Source organism: Pseudoalteromonas aurantia (genome assembly GCF_005886875.1).
GTDB classification, from domain to species: domain Bacteria; phylum Pseudomonadota; class Gammaproteobacteria; order Enterobacterales; family Alteromonadaceae; genus Pseudoalteromonas; species Pseudoalteromonas aurantia_A.
On sequence record NZ_PNBY01000020.1, the window covers coordinates 71,474 to 89,305 of the forward strand.

The 17,832-nt window shown below is 41.9% G+C and carries 16 protein-coding genes; 8 read left to right on the top strand and 8 right to left on the bottom strand.

Translation table 11 applies throughout. The features are described from left to right. Positions 1 to 3: 3 nt before the first annotated feature. Together CWC18_RS04965 and CWC18_RS04970 are read right to left on the bottom strand one after the other, a co-directional pair. The gene (locus tag CWC18_RS04965) at positions 4 to 591 is read right to left on the bottom strand and encodes an aminodeoxychorismate/anthranilate synthase component II (RefSeq protein WP_138592180.1); all 588 of its coding nucleotides are present in this window, start codon (positions 589 to 591) and stop codon (positions 4 to 6) included. Then, entirely contained in the window at positions 584 to 2,161 is a 1,578-nt protein-coding gene (locus tag CWC18_RS04970) for an anthranilate synthase component 1 (RefSeq protein WP_138592181.1), read from the bottom strand. The genes CWC18_RS04965 and CWC18_RS04970 overlap by 8 nt, the downstream gene beginning before the upstream one ends. 447 nt (positions 2,162 to 2,608) lie before the next feature. Here CWC18_RS04970 and rnm point away from each other — a divergent pair, with 447 nt between their 5' ends. Genes rnm through rluB form a run of 5 tightly spaced genes read left to right on the top strand, consistent with a single transcriptional unit; the run spans position 2,609 to position 6,385 of the window. Next, a complete protein-coding gene (gene rnm, locus CWC18_RS04975; protein ID WP_138592182.1) occupies positions 2,609 to 3,457 on the top strand; it encodes an RNase RNM in 849 nt (282 codons plus the stop codon). Between the two features lies 1 nt (position 3,458). Next, the gene (locus CWC18_RS04980) at positions 3,459 to 4,079 is read left to right on the top strand and encodes an L-threonylcarbamoyladenylate synthase (protein ID WP_138592183.1); all 621 of its coding nucleotides are present in this window, start codon (positions 3,459 to 3,461) and stop codon (positions 4,077 to 4,079) included. 9 nt (positions 4,080 to 4,088) lie between these two features. Beyond that, positions 4,089 to 4,889, top strand: a complete 801-nt coding sequence (locus CWC18_RS04985) for a segregation and condensation protein A (protein ID WP_138592184.1) — start codon at positions 4,089 to 4,091, stop codon at positions 4,887 to 4,889. Positions 4,890 to 4,937: 48 nt separating this feature from the next. Next, positions 4,938 to 5,522, top strand: coding sequence for an SMC-Scp complex subunit ScpB (scpB, locus tag CWC18_RS04990; protein WP_138674836.1), 585 nt, complete (start codon positions 4,938 to 4,940; stop codon positions 5,520 to 5,522). Beyond that, a complete protein-coding gene (gene rluB, locus CWC18_RS04995) occupies positions 5,519 to 6,385 on the top strand; it encodes a 23S rRNA pseudouridine(2605) synthase RluB (protein ID WP_010363251.1) in 867 nt (288 codons plus the stop codon). The genes scpB and rluB overlap by 4 nt, the downstream gene beginning before the upstream one ends. A gap of 94 nt (positions 6,386 to 6,479) precedes the next feature. Here rluB and CWC18_RS05000 read toward each other — a convergent pair whose 3' ends face one another. After that, positions 6,480 to 7,223 carry a YciK family oxidoreductase gene (locus tag CWC18_RS05000; protein WP_138674837.1) on the bottom strand — a complete coding sequence of 248 codons (744 nt, stop codon included), beginning with the start codon at positions 7,221 to 7,223 and terminating at the stop codon, positions 6,480 to 6,482. Positions 7,224 to 7,419: 196 nt separating this feature from the next. Between CWC18_RS05000 and CWC18_RS05005 the strand changes: the two genes are divergently transcribed. Both CWC18_RS05005 and sohB read left to right on the top strand, forming a co-directional pair. Then, a complete protein-coding gene (locus CWC18_RS05005; protein ID WP_138674838.1) occupies positions 7,420 to 9,825 on the top strand; it encodes a VolA/Pla-1 family phospholipase in 2,406 nt (801 codons plus the stop codon). A gap of 72 nt (positions 9,826 to 9,897) precedes the next feature. Further along, positions 9,898 to 10,902: a protease SohB gene (sohB, locus tag CWC18_RS05010; protein WP_138674839.1), complete on the top strand. Its 1,005-nt coding sequence runs from the start codon at positions 9,898 to 9,900 to the stop codon at positions 10,900 to 10,902. A gap of 60 nt (positions 10,903 to 10,962) precedes the next feature. Here sohB and CWC18_RS05015 read toward each other — a convergent pair whose 3' ends face one another. From CWC18_RS05015 to CWC18_RS05030, 4 genes are all read right to left on the bottom strand, one after another. Then, positions 10,963 to 11,337, bottom strand: coding sequence for a PH domain-containing protein (locus tag CWC18_RS05015; protein ID WP_138674840.1), 375 nt, complete (start codon positions 11,335 to 11,337; stop codon positions 10,963 to 10,965). Next, positions 11,337 to 12,242, bottom strand: a complete 906-nt coding sequence (locus tag CWC18_RS05020; protein WP_138674841.1) for an ABC transporter ATP-binding protein — start codon at positions 12,240 to 12,242, stop codon at positions 11,337 to 11,339. Before CWC18_RS05020 ends, CWC18_RS05015 begins: the two co-directional genes overlap by 1 nt. Further along, the gene (locus tag CWC18_RS05025; protein WP_138592191.1) at positions 12,239 to 13,048 is read right to left on the bottom strand and encodes an ABC transporter permease subunit; all 810 of its coding nucleotides are present in this window, start codon (positions 13,046 to 13,048) and stop codon (positions 12,239 to 12,241) included. Before CWC18_RS05025 ends, CWC18_RS05020 begins: the two co-directional genes overlap by 4 nt. 103 nt (positions 13,049 to 13,151) lie before the next feature. After that, positions 13,152 to 14,972, bottom strand: coding sequence for a M2 family metallopeptidase (locus tag CWC18_RS05030; protein WP_138592192.1), 1,821 nt, complete (start codon positions 14,970 to 14,972; stop codon positions 13,152 to 13,154). A 141-nt stretch (positions 14,973 to 15,113) separates the two neighbouring features. Here CWC18_RS05030 and CWC18_RS05035 point away from each other — a divergent pair, with 141 nt between their 5' ends. Continuing rightward, on the top strand, positions 15,114 to 17,372 hold the full coding sequence (locus tag CWC18_RS05035; RefSeq protein ID WP_138674842.1) for an acyl-CoA dehydrogenase: 2,259 nt from the start codon (positions 15,114 to 15,116) through the stop codon (positions 17,370 to 17,372). Positions 17,373 to 17,386: 14 nt separating this feature from the next. Here CWC18_RS05035 and CWC18_RS05040 read toward each other — a convergent pair whose 3' ends face one another. After that, positions 17,387 to 17,824: a hypothetical protein gene (locus CWC18_RS05040; RefSeq protein ID WP_138674843.1), complete on the bottom strand. Its 438-nt coding sequence runs from the start codon at positions 17,822 to 17,824 to the stop codon at positions 17,387 to 17,389. Between the last annotated feature and the right edge of the window lie 8 nt (positions 17,825 to 17,832).

A 17,832-nucleotide genomic window follows, 5' to 3' on the forward strand; every position in this document is an offset into this window, starting at 1 on the left:
CTCCTAACGTGTCAGATAGTCGATGGTTTGCTTAAGTAACTGAGCACCATCAGGGGTTAATATAGATTCTGGATGAAATTGATACCCAATGACTCTATCTTGTGGGTGATAAATCGCCATGGGGATCGTGTCAAATTGTGCAATAACTTGTAGTGAATCAGGAACAGTCGTTGCCATCAGTGAGTGATAGCGGGCGACAGGGAACTGTTTCCCAAGACCATCGAATACAGGGTGGTCATCTGCGGTGATGGTTGATGACTTACCATGCACGGTTTCTCCTGCATGACCAATTGTGCCACCATAGCTTTGTGTTAAGGCTTGTTGGCCTAAGCATATTCCTAGCATAGGGAATATACCTTTACATAGCTCGATAAGCTCAAGTAAACACCCTGCATGACCAGGGTTGCCTGGGCCAGGTGATAAAACAAGCATAACAGGCAGTGTTTCTTTACTCATTTCGGAAAATATTCTTTCAGCACTAATATTGTTGCGGTAAATAACCAACTCAGTGCCGAGCAATGAGAGTTCATCGACCAAGTTGTAGCTAAATGAGTCAAAGTTATCTAAAAAGTAGACTTTAATGTTATGCATGCTTACCGCCTTGATAAGTTGACTGTACAGCGCTTATTACGGCTTGGGCTTTCGCCCGAGTTTCATCTGCTTCAGCTTGTGGTACTGAATCATATACAACGCCCGCACCGGCTTGCACATGCGCTAGCCCATTTTTGACAAATGCAGAGCGAATAACAATACAGGTATCCATGGTACCATCACCGGTCAGATACCCCACAGCACCGCCATAGCTCCCTCTTCTAAATTTCTCTGTTTGACGAACAAGTTCTGCAGCCTTCACTTTAGGCGCGCCGACCAAAGTGCCCATGTTCATACACGCTTGATACGCATGTAATGCATCTAAATCTGGTTTTAATTGGCCAACAACGCGAGAGACCAAGTGCATGACTTGAGAATACCTATCTACTTTAAGTAGCTCTTTTGCGTGACGAGTTCCTGCAACACTGATACGAGCTACATCGTTACGTGCTAAATCAACCAACATTAAATGTTCAGCACGTTCCTTTTTATCATCTCGTAATTCGAGTTCGATGCGGCTATCTAAGTCTGGATTAATTGTACCATCGGCAAATTTACCACGTTGACGCGTTCCTGCAATTGGATAAACTTCAACTTGATTACTCTGAACACAATATTTGAGCGCTGATTCGGGCGATGCACCGAATACGATGAAGTCCTGATCTCGCATATAGAACATATACGGGCTAGGGTTTTGTATTTTGAGCTGCTGGTATGCTGCTAGTGGTTGTTCACAGGGTAATGTAAATGCGCGTGATGGTACGACTTGAAAAATATCACCATCAGTAATGTTGTTCTTGAGTGTGCTGACTTGCTGACAGAATTTTTCATCATCGATATTTACGGTGACATGAGACTCGCCAGAAATTAATGTTGGAGTATAAGGTTTAGTGGCATCACATTGTTGGTTCAATGTTTCTAATTGTTTACCAATTTCAAAACAATTCGCGTGTACATCCGGTCCATTGAATACATTGCCAATTAGCTCTGTGGTTTTTTCTTGATGATCAATTAATACCAGCGTTTCAGCCAAATAAAATACATAGTCTGGGCAGGTGTTTTTATCGTTTGGTACGTCTGGCAGTTGTTCAAAGTTGGCGACCATGTCATAGGCGAATACGCCGCCTAAAAACACTGAAAATGGCGTGTCTGAGTTACTTTTAATTTTGTTAATACAAGTTCTTAACGCGCTAAATGCATTATCTGCTTTTAATTTACTGTATTCGTCTTGTTGAATGTTACTGGTTTTATACTCCAGTGTGAGTACTGTATCGTGTAACCCTACATGGCAATTTTTTACCTTCGACGCTAAATGTGCCAGCAGTTGTTTACCGTTATTAGATAGTGCAGTCACAATGACTTGTCGGCCCTGACACTCGATACGTAAAGCGGCATCAACTAAAATAATACTCTTTACATTATCTTTAGAATCGATCTCTGCTGATTCTAATAGCAGCGAGTTGTTTTTATCGAGTGCAGCATAAAGAGAGAGTGGGCTACTAATGTATTCTCGCCGTTGCCGTATGCTCGTCACCTCTCCAGGTGTTGTTGTTATATGACTAAAAATCAAACCTCATTCCCCTAATACAAAAAGCCCCGCTAGTAAACTTACTAAGCGGGGCGTTTAAATACGTATAACAATGCCGTCCCGCTAAGCCAGGCACCACCACCAAGAATGTGTCATTGCATTGTTATTTAACATGTGTACTTCCAATTTTTAACATTTATTTAGATATAAAAAAACCCGCTTAATTTGCGGGTTTCAACTTTCGCTAGATACAACGAAACACCCGAATCTACGAGCGCCACCACCAATTTGTTGTTTTAATTAATTTAAGCATGTGTTAATCATTAATATGTATCTTTAGTACGTACAGTAAACCCCACTGGACGCAATTCTGTCAAGGGCAAAATCGCGATAGTTATATAAAAATATAAAAAATATACAAAGTTCGTAGCCTTTAGGAGTGTTATACTTCATCCCTAATAAAAAGCTACCAGATATAAAAGAGTTAGTTTGATTAAATATGATTTACACAGCCATACCACCTTTTCTGATGGACGTTTAACGGTTCCGCAATTGCTAGAGCGAGCAACAGAAAAGGGCGTAGATGTATTGGCGATCACCGATCACGATACCACAGCTGCAATTCAGCCAGCTAAAGCGTATATAGAGCAAAATAATTTAGCCCTTGAGCTCATTCCTGGTGTAGAGATCTCAACTCGATGGGAAAGCTTCGAAATACATATAGTCGGGTTAGCGGTTGATCCGCAGGCTGAGCAGCTAAGTGAATTACTTCTATCCCAACAAGCGAAAAGAGAAGCACGCGCTAAAGAAATTGGTGTCAGGTTAGCTAAACGCGGTTACGAGGGCGTTTACGAACAGGCAAAAGAGCTTGCTGGCGATGCTGAGATCACCCGTGCTCACTTTGCTGCCGCGTTGGTTGAACGTGGCGTTGCAAAGAATATTCAGGGTGTGTTTAAAAAGTTTTTAGCACGCAATAAAACAGGATATGTGCCAAGCTCATGGTGTGATATGGCAACGGCTATTAATGCAATCAAAGCAGCTGGTGGCATAAGTGTTGTCGCACACCCGGCTCGATATCAAATGTCGAACAAATGGCTACGTAAATTGTTGCAAGAGTTTGCAGAGATAGGCGGGCAAGGTATGGAAGTCGCCCAACCCCAGCAATCGCCGAGCGAACGTCAATTTTTAGGGCAACTAAGCCGAGAGTTTGGGTTACTAGCCAGCCAGGGTTCAGATTTCCATTACCCGATGCCTTGGCTAGAACTGGGGAAAAATCTATACTTACCAAAAGATTGCCAAGGTGTTTGGCAGTTTTGGGAAGAAAACGAGGAATGTTAATATGAGCCAATTTTTTCATGTTCACCCAGATAACCCGCAGGCACGGCTAATTAAGCAAGCTGCCGATATTATCAAGCAAGGCGGTGTTGTTGTTTATCCAACCGATTCAGGGTATGCAATAGGGTGCGGTATTGGTAATAAGCAAGCTAAAGAGCGTATTGAGCGCATAAGAGGCATTGAAAAGCACCATAATTTTACTTTGATGTGCAGAGATTTATCAGAGCTTGCAACGTATGCTCGAGTAGATAACCAAATGTTCAGGCTCATAAAAAATAACACTCCTGGGCCGTATACGTTTATTTTTAAAGGCACCAAAGAAGTGCCTAAACGGTTATTAAATGACAAGAAAAAGACCATTGGTATTCGGGTAACCGATCATCCTATAACCAGTGCTTTGCTGACTGAACTGGGTGAACCATTGATGTCGTGTTCTTTAATTTTACCTGGTGAGCAGTTTACTGAATCAGACCCTGATGAGATTAGACTCAGAATTGAAAAACTGGTGGACTTAATTATTCACGGCGGTTATCTAATAGAACAAGCAACGACGGTTATAGACTTATCTGAAGATGAGGTTGATATTTTACGTGTTGGATGTGGCGATACCGCAGCGTTTACCTGATGATATTTAATGAATGATGTAGCAGAAAAAGCACCGCCGTTTGCATTTTTACATGGGCAAGCGGTGATAGAAAAGCCGGAAGATTTATATATTCCTCCAGATGCCCTAGAAATTATCCTAGAAACGTTTGAGGGACCTCTCGACCTCCTTTTATACCTCATCAAACGTCATAAGTTAGATATTTTAGAGTTACCTATTCTCAGCATTACTCAACAATATGTTGCGTACGTTGAATTGATGACTGAATTGCGATTAGAGTTGGCGGGAGAATATTTGGTTATGGCAGCATTATTGGCTCAAATAAAGTCAAGAATGTTGCTGCCTGTACACGAAGAACTTGAAGAAGAAGAAGATCCTCGAGCCGAACTTGTTCGAAGGCTGCAAGAATATGAACAATATAAATTAGCGGCTGAAAATTTAGATCAATTACCTAGGCTGGAGCGGGATATATTGGTCGCTCGTGCGTTAGTGGATGAAAGCGAAGTGCCTGTGGCAGAAACGCCAGAAATTGCACTCAAAGAGCTTATGCTAGCATTTGCCGATGTGATGGCACGTGCAAAAACATTTGAGCATCATCAGATCACCACAGAATCTTTATCGACTAGAGAGAGGATGAGCCAAATTTTACACTACTTATCAGAGAATGATGGTCAGTGCCCGTTTACCAAGTTGTTTAAAGTAGAAGAAGGTCGTAGTGGTGTTGTTGTAACATTTATTGCAATGTTGGAACTAATTAAAGAGCAATTGATAAATTGTTTACAAGTAACCCCTTCTAGTCAGATTTATTTGAGTTTGCAGCTACAAGAGTAGCTTAACCTCTGTCATAATAGAGGATTGAGTTTTATTTTGGTGTGTGTAATGCGGCGTGTAAGTGATGAGCAGTTGATTGAGCTTATAGAAGCGGCAATTTTTGTGTCAGAAACACCATTGTCAAAAAAGCGATTAAGGGAAACCGTATTAAAGGAAGTTGCTGCGTCTGGAGTGCGTGTTGACGAAGCAATACGCTCGATATCAGAGCACTATCAAACGCGAGGCGTTCAATTAGTTGAGGTGGGCAGTGGATATCGATTTCAAGCATGTAAACGATTAACGCCTTGGCTTAGTCATTTATGGCAAGAGAAAGCGCCTAAATATTCAAGGGCGACCTTGGAGACGCTCGCTTTAATAGCTTATCGTCAGCCGATCACCCGAGGTGAAATAGAACAAGTACGAGGCGTATCTGTCAGCTCTAACATTATGAAGAGCTTACAGGAACGTGAATGGATAAAAGTTGTGGGCTTTAAAGAAGTGCCAGGTAAACCTGCGTTATATGCGACAACAAACCAATTTTTAGATTATTTTTCGTTATCTGGTTTAAATATGCTGCCAGAGTTACCTGAGCAGCATGAAGTTAAAATAGATCAGATGTTAAGCGATCCTTCTGTGAGAGAATCATCCGAATGAGTGAAAAGTTACAAAAAGTATTAGCCCGAGCCGGCGTGGGGTCACGTCGTGAAATGGAAAAATACATTGATGCAAATCGCGTTAGTGTTGATGGCAAAGTGGCTAAATTAGGTGATCGTGTTGAAGAAGATGCGTTGATCCGTGTTGATGGTCATATTGTTAAAATAGAACAAAAAGAAGACCGAATTTGTCGTGTTATTATGTACCATAAACCGGAAGGTGAGCTATGTACACGAAAAGATCCAGAAGGGCGTCGAACGGTATTTGATAGATTGCCACGTATTGACGGGGAGCGGTGGATAGCGATTGGTCGCCTAGATATTAATACGTCAGGCTTGTTGTTATTTACTAATGATGGAGAACTCGCTAACCGTTTGATGCACCCTAAATATGAAGTAGAACGTGAATACTCTGCTCGTGTATTTGGTGAGGTAACTAATGAAACGTTACGTACTCTCACGAAAGGTGTTGAGTTAGAAGACGGACCTGCAAAATTTTTAAACATTAAACCAATGGGCGGCGAAGGTATTAACAAATGGTTTAACGTGATGCTGACTGAAGGACGAAATCGTGAGGTACGTCGTTTGTGGCAATCACAAGATGTTGAAGTTTCTCGTCTTATCAGGATCCGTTATGGCAAACTTGAGTTGAATAAACGTTTACCACAAGGCGGCTGGGAAGAGCTAGAGTTACCAGAAGTAAACTATTTACGTAAATCCGTGCGTTTAGGTAATGAAACACAGACTAAGTTATCTGTAATGCCTGAAAAGCGCAAAGATAAGCGAGCGAAGATCAATCAGATCCGTAAAGCGGTGAAAAAGCATAATCAAAGAGTACAAAAGCCGAAACGTCGTCAATCATAAACACAGATATAATCGTAGTTTAAATAGAGCAAAGTAAAAAGAAAGCCGCTGTAACAGCGGCTTTTGTATTAGGTATAACTAGAAATGTTCAGTATTACTTTGGCTGTGCATCAATTGACTGCCCATTTACGTCATTTGATGACTCTGACATCAAATATAAGTACGTTGGCATTAACTCTTCAGCTGTTTTTAAAGTGTCTTTATCTTCGCCTGGAAATGCTGAGGCTCTCATGCTTGTTCTTGTCGCCCCAGGGTTGATGCAATTGATCCTAATATTGGTTTTACCGACTTCGGCGGCCCAAGTTTGCATCATGCCTTCAGTCGCAAACTTTGAGATGGCGTAAGGTCCCCAAAATTCTCTACCTTGACGCCCAACGCCAGATGATGTGAATACAACTGAAGCAGACGGCGATTTTCTAAGCAATGGAAACATGTACTTAGTGATCATCGCTTGTGCTGTAACATTCACCTTCATGATATTTTCAAAGGTTGATACACAAAAATGCTCAAGCGGGCCTAAAGAGCCTAAAATTGATGCATTATTTAATAAACCGTCTAGCTTACCAAATTGTTGCTCAATGGTTGCTGCAAGATCTCTGTAGTTTTGTTTTGTTGCACCGCGCAAATCTAAAGGTACAATGGCGGGCTTAGGATAGCCTAAATTGACTATCTCATCGTAAACACATTCGAGTTTTTGTGTTGTTTTGCCAAGTAGTATGATGGTTGCACCGTGTTTAGCATAAGTAAGTGCTGCAACACGGCCAATGCCATCACCTGCACCTGTAATTAGTATGGTTTTATTTTCTAAGGCATTTGCCGCAGCTTTGTAATCGTGCATCGTGGACCCCAAATTAGAACTTTTGGACATTTTATCATAGCAATTACTCAAGTTATCGAATTTATTGTAAATATAAGTGGCGAAAGGCTACACTTTACGTTAACTTTAACTGGTCTAATGTCTTATTAAAAGTACGATTACAATAATTTAACTATTTACAGCAAAATAATAATAAGATTCTGTCGGAGCCTATAAAATGAAAAAAATGCTACTCTCACTCGCAGTTACCTCAGTCTTAGCAGGCTGTGGTGGTGGTGAAACATTAGAAGATATTAAAAACGAAACAGCCCCGGTATTACCGTCTGTTTCAATCAAGTTTGACCCTTCCAACGGTGTGATTTCGATACCGAATGATTTATTACTCAGTGGCACGCAAGATGGCACCATAAATTTACCGGGCGAACTAGATTCTGAAAATAACCCAGCAATTTCCCGTGCTCAGTATGCAAACCCTTCTTTAGCGCTTGGTGCGTTGGATGGCTGGTCTAGCCAAATGCCTTACGTTATTGATTTGAACATGGCTGCTGGCATGAGTGTTAACGGTGATTCTGTTAAAGCACCTGGATCTGTGCGCATTTTTGAAGTCATAATGGGAGCAAGCCGTACTGATGAACAATGTGCCCAAGTTCCTGCTGGTATTGCGTGTAAATCTGTTGCTGAGTTAAGTAATGGCTTAACCGGTGATTTTATTGCGCAGCTCACCAGTACTGGCGATGGCATCGCAATTCAACCTTTAAAGCCATTTAAAGCTGGCTCGACGTACATCACGGTACTGACATCAGGCATTGAAATGGCTGATGGACGTCCAATTAAAGCGTCTTCGACTTATACGCTCGCGCGTCAGGATGCAGATTTAGTGACACCTGCTCAGTTAGCCCTTCAAGGTGCCGTGCGTAGTTATGAAGCTGCTGTAACAGAAGGCAGTTTTGACGATGCACTGGGCGCGCTCAGTAAAGACAACATTATTTATTCAGCTGCAGCGACAATTCAGTCGGTAGGGCCTGTGATGGCCGCTGCCAAGGGATTATTAGCAGCGAGTTTAGCTACTGGGACAAACCCCAAGCTAGAAGTACCAGAACAGCCCGTAATCACAGTAAGAGATGTGCTGGTTATGGGTGGCCAAGACCCGGCAGCCGTCGCGTCATTCCAAGCAATACAGTATATGAAAGGCAGTATTCAACTCCCAATGTACTCAGGTATGCCACAAGCGGTTGGCGTAGAGAGTCTAGCTGATACTTATTGGCAAGCAGCATGTGATAATGGGCTTGCAGTAGCGGGGTATAAAGCGGCGGTTGGCGGCACACTGCCCACACCAGAACCAGGTACCAATGATGCGCTTTGTTCGGCATTATCTGGTGACGCATTGCGTGATTTTAATCTTGATCCAATGCGCCATGTTACAAAATTCAATAGCATTCCTAAGCAGCAATGGCTTGCGAATGTGCCAGTACAAATTACCAAGCCAATTCCTGAATTGTTAGGTATTGAACAGCCAGCAACGGGTTGGCCGGTTGTTATTTTACAACACGGTATTACTACTAATAAAGAAACAATGCTCGGCTTAACGCTTGCATTAAGTGCGCAAGGCTTCGCCACTGTCGCGATTGATCACCCAATGCATGGTGAGCGTGGTATTGATGTTGATAATGATGGCACTGATGACTTTAATGCGACCACGGGTTCTATATTATCTTATATGAACTTAACGTCATTGTTGGTAGCTCGAGATAACTTACGTCAATCAACTGCAGATTTGTTAGGCCTTAGACTAGGGCTTAACTTTGGCGCTCCAGCAATTGGTTTAAACCCGACTGATGTGAGTTTTGTAGGGCATTCTTTGGGGGCCATTGTTGCACCAAGCTTTGTGGCACACACAAACTTACCGTTAAATGAGCAAGTTGATGGGTTATTTAAAGTGCAAAGTGCAGCGTTGGCAAGTGGCGGAAGCGGTATTGCGAGTTTCTTGATCGAGTCAGAGCAATTTGGGTCATTTGTTCAAGGGTCTGTATTGAGTGCGGCAGGTAATGTTGCTTCAAACGCTTTCTTGGCCTTTTTACAAAGTGATGGCGTTGCTGGGTGCGCTGCTGAAGATATCGTGCCATGTGGTTACAGTGCGTACATTAAGCATTTGACTGAGACAGGTGACACAGCATCTTTGGCTGCAATTAATGGTATTATCCAACAGTTTGCGGTAGCAGCTCAGTCTGCTTTAGATAGTGCCGATCCATTGAACTACGCTGAATTAGTGAAAGCGGTGAATACGCCGGTCTATATGAATGTGGTGACTGGAGGTGTTGATGGTAATAAACCAGACACGGTGATCCCACCCACAACTGCTAACCCTCTTTCTGGTTCTTCACCGTTAGCCCGTTTTATGGGGTTACAAACTGTGTCTGAGTCTCAAGGTCCGGGTAACTATGTTGTGAACTTTAGCCAAGGCCACCATGGCTCAATAATTACGACGGCATTCAGTGAAACAGCAGGCGGAACAGCACAGGGGCATGCAATGGCGACTGTCGAGATGCAAACGCAACTTGTGTCTTACTTGAAATCAAAAGGGTTAGTTCTTCCAATCACTAATCCGGCAGTTGTTGCTAATTAATTACAATTAGTTCACTATGAAAAGCCGCTAGAGATAGCGGCTTTTTTATTGCTAAATTTATAGGAGCAGGCGTTGGCATTTTTATTTGAATATGGGTTGTTTTTAGCAAAAGCAGTAACAATAGTGGCTGCTATTGGGATTATATTGATAATGATCATAGGGGCAAGCCAAAAGCCGAAAGGTAAATCTGGTGAAATAGAGCTTAAAGATTTATCGAAGCAAATAGACGATACTCGCGATCAGTTTATAGAGCAAACGCTAGACAAGAAAGCCTTAAAGGCACATAAAAAGGCGAAAAAAAAGCAAGACACATCGCCCGCTGATGAGAAAGTCTTTGTTATTGACTTTATTGGCAGTATGGATGCACATGAAGTCGCGAGCTTAAGAGAAGAGGTGAGTGCAATTTTAACGATTGCTGATAAAGATAAAGATCAGGTATTGGTAAACTTAGAAAGCGGTGGTGGTGTGGTCCATGGATATGGGCTTGCTGCATCTCAGCTAATAAGAATTAAAGACTTTGGCTTACCATTGACGATATGTATTGATAAAGTTGCAGCTAGTGGTGGGTACATGATGGCTTGTGTGGCTGATAAAATTGTGGCTGCGCCATTTGCCATTGTTGGCTCAATTGGTGTTATAGCCCAGCTACCTAACTTTAGTAAAATTCTGAAAAAGAATGATGTCGATTTTGAACAAATTACTGCTGGTGAGTATAAACGCACTTTGACCATGTTTGGCGAAAACACTGCTAAAGGTCGAGAAAAGTTCAAAGAAGAAATTGAACATACTCATGGTTTATTTAAAGAGTTCGTTGCTGAACATAGAACAACGTTAGATATCTCAGCAGTTGCCACTGGTGAGCATTGGTTTGCGTCACATGCAAAAACGTTGAACTTAGTCGATGAGATTAAAACCAGTGATGATGTTTTATTGTCTTTGAATGAGCAGCATCAGTTGTATAAAGTAAGCTACAAAATTAAAAAAGGACTATCTGAGAAGCTAGGTCTCAGTGTCAGCACTATGGTTGAAAAACTGGGAGTGTCGCTATGGTCTAAAAGTAAAAAAATGGGCATGTAGCACAGTATTAATTATACAGATACCGTATGGTATGTGGCCATACGGTATCAATAGCTCTCGTTATAAGGTATGGCTGCTTATTATTTTATAAACGTCGTTTATATTATCACCGGCTTTAAATTCTTTCGTGAGTGGTTCGATTTCTGAACCAACCCAGATTTTAAGCTCTGAGTCCATATCAAAATGACCAGCGCTTTCTTTACTAAATTTAGTGATTTTACTGTAGGGTATTGTCAGTATTTCTACTTTTGACCCCGTGACACCCTGCTTATCAATGAGTAATAACCTTTTATTTGTAAAGACGAACATATCACGAATGACTTGATAGGCTTTTTCAATTTGTTCAGACTCAATCAATGTATCAGCTAATAACTCATCAAGCTTATCGTTATCGACTTCACTGGCATTGCCAAGTATTCCACTTAATAGTCCCATTATTTGTCCTTCTGAAAAAGTTGGTTTTCGAGAGTATGGCCATTAACTAATTGACGATACTGCCAATTAAGTTTGTGACAATATTTAAGCAAGTGTATATCAAATTGCTCAAAGTGGGATTGATATTCAATAATATATTCTTTATTTTGACTCTGAGAAACGTGTAATACGCCTGATAATTGCTTTATTTGTTCAAGTGTATCCCTAGAGTCATGTATGAGCGTTAGTGTAAGGTACTGACTCGTGCCTTGCTTCGTGTCTCGGTTGTGCGTGGTAAGTTGCCCTTGGTTTAGATATAAAACATGATCACATAACTTCTCCAATTCAGCTAAATCATGTGAACTTAATATAAAAGTGATGTCTTCACTCAAGGACGCTATAACATGGCGTATCTCTCGTGCATTGAGAGGGTCTAGCCCAGCAGTTGCTTCATCAAGTAGCACAATTCTAGGTGAGCCAATCAACGCTTGCGCAATACAGACCCGCTTTTTCATGCCATGAGATAATTCAGCAATTTTTGCATGGTGGTTGTCTGCTAACCCCACTAATTCAAGTACACGGCTTGTTTCCATATTGGCTTTTTGCTTATTCAACCCTTGCAGACGACCATAGAAATTGAGTTGTTTTTGCAGTGAAAAGCGTGGGTCGAGAGTAGCATCCTGAGGAAGTGCGCTGAGTTGACCAAATAAAGCAGGGTCTCCGAGTTGTTTCCCCATAATATTGACTGCGCCTGAACTCGGCACTAAATATCCGCATAAAATACTAAATAGGGTGGTTTTACCTGCTCCATTGGGGCCAACTAAAGCCACAGTTTGACCTTTATTTACGTCAAAGCTGACGTTATTTAGCGCTTGCTTGTCACCAAAAGCTTTGCAAAGGTTATTCACTTCAATTAATGCACTCATAGTGACCGCCTTTTAAAGGTAAGAATACTGAGGGTTAATAGCCCCATCGTTTGTGCAACAGGCAGTAACCAATCAATCAGAGAAAAGCTATGTTGCGGTGCCACATCTAAAATCTGTACACCTGGGTAAACATATAAAAGCCAAGACAGGATGGGTAAGTAATAACTGAGATAGCTTATTAATGCATTGCCAAGTGTAAATAAGAGTATGGCGAGGACGACACTTAAGCGAGACGAGCTTGTAATTAAGTTTAGCAACGACATCAAAGCAATAAAGGGCATGACAATCAGTATAAGCTGCGCAGTAACAGTGACGCTCAATAATGCACCTGAGCCCAACAAGTTGAGATCGCGATAGATCATCAAAATAAATGTCGCTAAAACGGTAAGAAAAATTAAGATTGCAATAATGAATAGCTGACCTAAAAATCGTCCTACTAAGATTTCTTCTCGAGTACAACGCAAACTAATAAAGCGAAGGGTACCACGTAGCCTATCTCCGACTGTTTGATCCGAGCATACGAATAAGCTAAATGCTGGGAAGCTATATAGAGCGATTATCCAAAACACTGCCAGTTCAGCTTCAGGCCAACTGACTAGCTCTCTGAGGCCTATGTTACCAGCAAGTTGCCCAGTGATATCGGCAAACTCGGGACTACTTAAAAATGGCACTGCTTGTGCGATTAAATAGTTTTGGATCATAAACCAAACCATGGCAAATGCACCGAGTGCAAGTAAGCCACGCTTTGTAGCAAAAAGGCGCGTTAGCTCAAATTGAGCAAGTTGCCACACTCTGAATATCGACATAATTTCTCCTTTTTTTGAACAGTAACGTGTTATTTACTGAATTTAAAGTAGAAAACTGTTTCAGAATGTGGCGTCGGTAATAAATTACCCTAACTTTACGGATTTACCAACCACACTGGCGACCTTCATTTTGCTTATCAAGGTACTTTTGTAGTGGGGCAAAATAATCAAGCATGGCGGTTGCATCCATTTGCTTGCTACCTGTAATGCTCTCTAGCGCTTCTTGCCATGGACGGCTGCTGCCCATTTCAAGCATTGCGTTTAGGCGCTCACCGGCTTCTTTAGAGTTATATACTGAACAGCGGTGGATTGACTCTTTATTACCCGCGATTTCACATAATGAACGGTGGAATTCAAATTGTAAAACATGGGCTAAGAAGTAGCGAGTATACGGTACATTGCCTGGCACATGGTATTTGGCGCCAGGGTCGAAGTGGCTTTCATTTCGCGCTATGGGCGCTTGTACACCTTGGTATTTCTCACGTAAATCCCACCATGCTTTATTGTATTGCTCTGGTGATATTTGACCAGAAAACACCTGCCAGCGCCATTGGTCTACCAGCAAGCCAAATGGGACAAATGCAACCTTGTCTAGTGCCATTTTCATTAGTAAACCAATGTCTTTTGATTCATCAGGTACTTGCTCTAGCAAACCAATCTCTTTTAAATAACCTGGAGTTACAGACAGCGCAATGGTATCACCAATTGCTTCGTGGAACCCATCATTGGCACTTTCTTGATAATACAGTGGCAATTTATTGTAGGCGCGCTGGTAAAAGTTATGGCCTAATTCGTGGTGAATAACTGAGAACTCTTCACCTGTGCGTTGAATACACATTTTGATACGTAAATCATCTTTGTTATCTAAATTCCAAGCAGAGGCATGGCATTGTACATCACGATCTTTTGGCTTAGTGAACAAAGAGCGAGTCCAAAACGTGTCTGGTAACTTTTCAAAGCCCATAGATGTGAAGAAGGTTTCAGCACCTTGCACCATCTTAAGCTCGTCATAATTATGCTCTGCTAATAATTGAGTCACATCGTAGCCTGGATCTGCATTTTCAGGTGCCACTACATCATATATATTGCCCCAAGTTTGTGCCCACATGTTGCCAAGTAAGTGAGCTGGGATAGGCTGATCTTGAGGTACTTTATCTTCACCATATTTTTCACCAAGCTTAGCGCGTACATGGCAGTGTAGTGAGTTATATAACGGCTTTACTTGGCCCCAGATACGATCAAGTTCTGTGGCAAAGTCGTCAGCTGGCATGTCATATTTGCTTCGCCACATTGCGCCGGTGTCTGCATAACCTAGCTGATTAGCCCCTTCATTTGTGAGAGAAACCTGTTGCGCATAAAGTGGGCGCATTGGCTGCGATACTTGTCGCCACCCTTGCCATAGGTCAAGTAGCTCTTCATAGTTTCTGCTAGACGCCATCTTTGCCGTCATATCACCAAGGCTTAAGCATTGGTCTGCCGTTTTACAATATTGGCCTTTGCCGTACATACCATCAAGCTCCGCTTTTAAAGCGGCTAGTTTTTTTGATTTTTCTGGGTTTTGTGGCGCTGGTAAGGTCAAATTTAACTTCAATTTGTCCATTTTTCGGCGGTTATCATCGCTTAACTGAACGCTATCAAATCGTGCTGCTTCACTTGCTAGCTTTACGACGATGTCAGTTTGTTCGCGATTGACATCTGCTGCTAAGCTGGCTGTATCTTCGGTTATGAAATTTGCATAGATCCAATTGGCCCGGCTAGAGCGTGCAGACAAATCTATTAAAGTTTGTTCTGATTGAGCAAGGAATAACTCAGCGTCTTTTTCAGTCGGTTGTTGCGTTTTTGATGCCGTGTTATTACATGCAGCAAGCGTTAAAGTACTCGCAACAATGAGTGCCCCAAGGCTAAGTTTAAATTGTGGTTTCATTATGTGTTCACTTGTTGTTGTTAAAGCTGCGTGATAATAACAGCCAACAAGAGTTGCCACAATTCCTGCTGGATAAATGCAGTGTTAATTTGAGTTTACGCTATATTTGAACATAGAAATTAAGATAAGCAGGAGGTCAAAATGGCTTTAATTGTGTTGCTGATTATTTTGGCGTGCATTGTGTTTATGGTGAGAGTACTGCGTTATAAATTAATCACAATCCCCACCATGAATTATTTTAAATCGACATTACCGGCTTTGAGTCAAACCGAACAAGAAGCCATGGAAGCTGGGGACACGTGGTGGGATGCCGCGCTTTTTTCTGGTAAGCCAAATTGGCAGGAGTGGCATCAAATCGATGCACCGCTGTTAAGTGACAAAGAACAAGATTTTATTCAGACCAAATTAGCCCATTTATTATCGATACTCGATGAAGAACAAATCCAAGCGGACAAAGATTTGCCAGAGTCTGTGTGGGCGTATTTAAAAGCAGAGGGCTTTTTTGCATTTATAATACCAGAGAAGTTTGGCGGGCTAGGTTTCAGTGCTCAAGCCAATTCAACTATTGTGGCTAAAATTGCCAGTAAGAGTTTATCTACTGCTGTGACTGTGATGGTACCTAATAGCTTAGGTCCTGCTGAATTGTTATTACATTATGGTACCGAGTCACAGCAGTCATATTGGCTGCCTAAACTCGCGTCTGGGGAAGCATTGCCTTGTTTTGCTTTAACAGCTCTAGATGCGGGCTCCGACGCGGGGAGTATTCAAGATTTTGGTGTTGTCTGTGAGGCTGAATTTGAGGGGGAGCAGGTTCTCGGACTAAAAGTGAGCTGGGATAAGCGTTACATTACACTTGCGCCGGTTGCGACGGTGCTTGGTTTAGCATTTAAAGTGTATGACCCTGAGCACCTACTTGGTGATTGTGACAGTTTGGGGATCACCTGTGCATTGATCCCGACTAGTCAGGAAGGCGTTATCACTGGAGCCAGGCATAACCCATTAAATCAAGGTTTTATGAATGGTACGACGCAAGGTAAAGAGGTGTTTATTCCACTTGATTGGGTTATTGGTGGTAAAGGTGGAATAGGAAACGGGTGGAAAATGCTGGTCTCTTGTTTAAGTGCTGGCAGAGGCATATCTTTACCCGCCTTAAGTGCCGGTAGTGCGCATTTATGTACTCGAACAAGTAGCGCCTATGCCACAGTACGCGAGCAATTTGGATTACCGATCGCGGCTTTTGAAGGAATTCAAGCAAGTCTTGCGCGTATTACGGGGTTAACGTACAGCATAGAAGCTTGTCGTCAAGCAACAGCACAAGCGATAGACATGAAAAAGAGCCCTGCAGTAATTACGGCAATAGCCAAATACCATTTAACCGAAATGTCGCGCATAGTAATGAATGACGCCTTAGATATTCACGCTGGCAAAGGTATTCAAAAAGGTCCCAGTAACTATTTAGCAAATAATTATATGGGGATCCCGATATCTATTACGGTTGAAGGTGCCAATATTCTCACTCGAAACTTAATGATATTTGGTCAAGGTGCAACACGTTGTCATCCTTATATATTCAAAGAAATACAAATTATTCAAAATTTAGAAGAAGACAAAGCGATTAAGCCGTTTGATAAACTATTGATGGCGCATTTACAGCATACCAGTGTGAGTGTTTTAAAAGCGTTGTGGTTTGGTATTACACGGGCAAGATTTATTAACGCACCTGTAAGTGGACCAACAAAGCGATATTATCAAAAGTTGACTTGGTTAAGCACATGTTTATCTGTGAGCTCTGATCTAGCGATGTTGCGACTGGGAGGGTCTTTAAAACGACGAGAAATGCTTTCAGCTCGACTCGGTGATGTTTTAAGTCATTTGTATTTAGCTTCGTGTGTTCTTAAAAAGTATGAACATGATGGTCGACAGCAAGGTGACTTACCATCGGTCTGTTATGCTACAGAGCATAGCCTGGCTCAAGGTTTTAGGGCGTTAGATGAATTCTTTGATAATTTTACACACCCTGTGTTGGCATTTTTACTGAAAAGTTGGATGCATGTTACAGGTCATGGTTGTAAAGTACCTTCTGATACTTTAGTTCGTAAAGTCTGTCACGTTTTAGCACACAGCGATGCTGCTAGGGAACGTGTAAGCCATTTATGCAGTGTTGGTGAACAGGGTGCTGTGTATACTATGGAGCGGGCTTATCAGTTGGCAAAAGAAACCGCAAAAGAACGAGTTGAATTTAAAGCGTGGCTTAAAAACCGAACCGATATGCTGTCATTGTCGTATAGCGAAAAAATTGCATTCGCTGTGAGTGATAAAGCAATAACTGAACATCAAGGGAAATCACTTTTAGACGCCGAAAACTGGAGAGTCAAAGCGATTTCCGTCGATGTTTTTTAAGCAAGTCGCCATGACTAACGGGCAAATGGATCCGGGTTAATTTTATCAACGTACCATTTTCCTTTTTTGCGCAGTAATTGTACGCTGCGCATATCATCGACTTGCTCACCTCTGAGCATACCCGTAAATACCATATTAATTTTTGCTGAATCACCATATTGTTCACGCAAACTTTGATTAGTCATATCAAGCTCAATGGTCACTTGATCAAATTGCATGTTTACTAGGTTACGGGTGAACTGCTTAGCTGTGCCATAAGAACGCATAACGCGAGCCAGTCGAGGAGTTGCGTGTTTCGCAGCTATCTCTAAGTTATCTTGATTGTATAAAGAATCAAAATAGGCTGTAGCAGTGTAACCAGGGGTAGTTGACTCACCAGTCCCTTTATTGTCTTTACCGCACCCTGATATAAGTAGCGTAAAACACGCAAGAATTACTGTTAAATACTTCATAATGCAAT